Below are 1986 nucleotides of genomic sequence, written 5' to 3'. Positions count from 1 at the left end.
GACAAAAGCCACTTAAATAACAAGGACAAAACAGACTGTGTCCTTAACTTCGGCAGAATCGCAGCATAAACTGTCCGAAGTATTGTCAGAAAACAGGCCTAAAACGGCTGGCCGTGCGTGCGTTGCATGATGGCTTTTACCGCAGCGGGTGCATGTTTCAGGCCGGCCACCGCCACCTCAGACAGGAACGGGTGCCCAAACAGCCGCTGCACCAGCCTTCCCGTCTTCAGCCTAAGGCCAAACTGCTGCTGCCACAGGCGGGTGTAATTGCCTTCCAGCTGAGCCCGGGTCTGGGTGCCGTGCAGGAAAAGGAGCACCTGCTCAGAGAGTATCTTGGCCGAGTGAATGGCCATGGCCATGCCGTTTCCGCAGAGCGGCGTGATCAGGCCGGCGGCGTCTCCGCTCATGAGCACGTGGTTCTCCACACAGGCTTTGGGGGCGAACGAGATTTCATTGATCACCTCGGGCTGGGCGTACAGGAACTGGCTGTTGGTGAAAATCTCCCGCAGGTGCGGATTCTTGCTTAACTCCTGTGCCTCCAGCTCTGCAAGGGTGCCGTAGTGCCTGAGGTTCTGCCGGGTGGTGAGGTAGCAGAAGCAGTACTTGTCTTCCTCAATGGCTGAGATTCCGGCGTAGCCGTCTTTGAAATTATGCAAAGAGATGACGTGTTTGGGCAGCTGGGTGCGCACGTGGTATTTCACCCCCAGGTACGGCGACCGCTCCTCAAAGAACTTCCGCTGCAGGCGGCGGTCCAGGGAGCTGCGTTTCCCGTAGGCGCCAAGCACCACCGGTGCCTGCAGCTGCTCTCCCGTTGACAAGGTTACCGTGAAGGCCTCTTCCTGAAAGGTGATGTTGGTAACGCTGGTTTTCAGCCTGAACTCTACCCCGCGGGCTTTGGCCAATTCATATAAATAGTGGTCCAGCGTAAACCGGCTCACCCCAAAACCGCCCAGATCCAGGGTGGTCTGCAGTGTGTTCCCTTTGGGGGACGACAGCTGAAACCGGGTCAGCTCAGCGGGTTGCAGCGCTGCCAGGTCAACCCCCAGCTGCTCTAAGAAAGGGCGCACCTCATTAGAGATGTATTCGCCGCAGACTTTATGAAACGGGTAGGTTTTCTTCTCCACCACCGTGACCTCTGCGCCCTGGCCTGATAGTTGCAGCGCACTTACCAGGCCAGCCAGGCCTCCGCCTACAATTACAGCTTTGCGGTGCTTCATGCGGTTGCTATGATGTTGTTGTTATAGTTCAATTTATGGGGTGCTTTTTTGCTTTTATTGCCTGTTTAATGTTTAAAAATGCAAAACTAAACAGATGAAAAATGCGTTATTGCTATGTACAGGCGCTGCCGCTCCTGTGATCATCTAAAGATTAACAAAAGACTTATGAAACAAACTATACTACTTTTTTTTGTTTGTCTCACCTTTTATCAGCTTCCGGCGCAGGTTAAAACCAGGCCGCTCCCCGCTGAACAGAAGGTAGAGGCAAAAGCAGAGGACGACGAGCGTTCTCTGTCTGTTTTCCCCAACCCCTCCAACGGTATCATCACGGTTTCGTTGGAAGGCTTTGAAAACAAGAAGACCGAGCTCCGCATTATGAATGTGATTGGCAATGTGGTGTACCAGGAGGTGGTGCAAGACCCTTCTGAGCGCTACACCAGAACCATTGATTTAAACAAATTAGCCAAAGGATTGTATTACGTAAAACTGGAAACGCCCACGTACAGCGAAGTCAGGAAAGTAGTTATTCGTTAGCTCTAAGCACACCATATATCTTAAGGCAAAACCCGCTGTGGTTTTGCCTTTTTCTTTTTATACCTACTGTGACCTGACCGCCTTGTTGGGGAGGTAGGTTTCAGTTCGTGCTTTCTGTTTTTGGCCTGTTTTCTGACAATACTTCGGACATTTTAAGGTAGAAGGATAAAAAAGGGCAGAAGCACTGTTAGCGGTGTGTGAAAACTACTACGGCTTCCGCCCCCGGCCCCGAGGG

General features: G+C 52.3%; 2 protein-coding genes. One reads left to right on the top strand and one right to left on the bottom strand.

Annotated features, from left to right (window positions below; all coding sequences use genetic code 11):
• Positions 1-98: 98 nt before the first annotated feature.
• Entirely contained in the window at positions 99-1217 is a 1119-nt protein-coding gene (locus tag A8O25_RS22230; RefSeq protein ID WP_066839854.1) for an NAD(P)/FAD-dependent oxidoreductase, read from the bottom strand.
• A 165-nt stretch (positions 1218-1382) separates the two neighbouring features.
• On the opposite strand from A8O25_RS22230, the gene A8O25_RS22225 reads away from it, so the two are divergent.
• Positions 1383-1751: a T9SS type A sorting domain-containing protein gene (locus tag A8O25_RS22225; protein ID WP_066839852.1), complete on the top strand. Its 369-nt coding sequence runs from the start codon at positions 1383-1385 to the stop codon at positions 1749-1751.
• The last annotated feature ends 235 nt before the right edge of the window (positions 1752-1986 follow it).

Origin of the sequence: Rufibacter ruber (assembly GCF_001647275.1) — a bacterium.
Lineage (GTDB): Bacteria > Bacteroidota > Bacteroidia > Cytophagales > Hymenobacteraceae > Nibribacter > Nibribacter ruber_C.
Note: the sequence above shows the minus strand (reverse complement) of the source record. Positions and strands in the feature narration are given on the sequence as shown.

Coding starts and splice junctions, on each gene's coding strand:
- A8O25_RS22225 (WP_066839852.1), top strand. CDS start 1,383: ATGAAACAAACTATACTACTTTTTTTTGTTTGTCTCACCTTTTATCAG.
- A8O25_RS22230 (WP_066839854.1), bottom strand. CDS start 1,217: ATGAAGCACCGCAAAGCTGTAATTGTAGGCGGAGGCCTGGCTGGCCTG.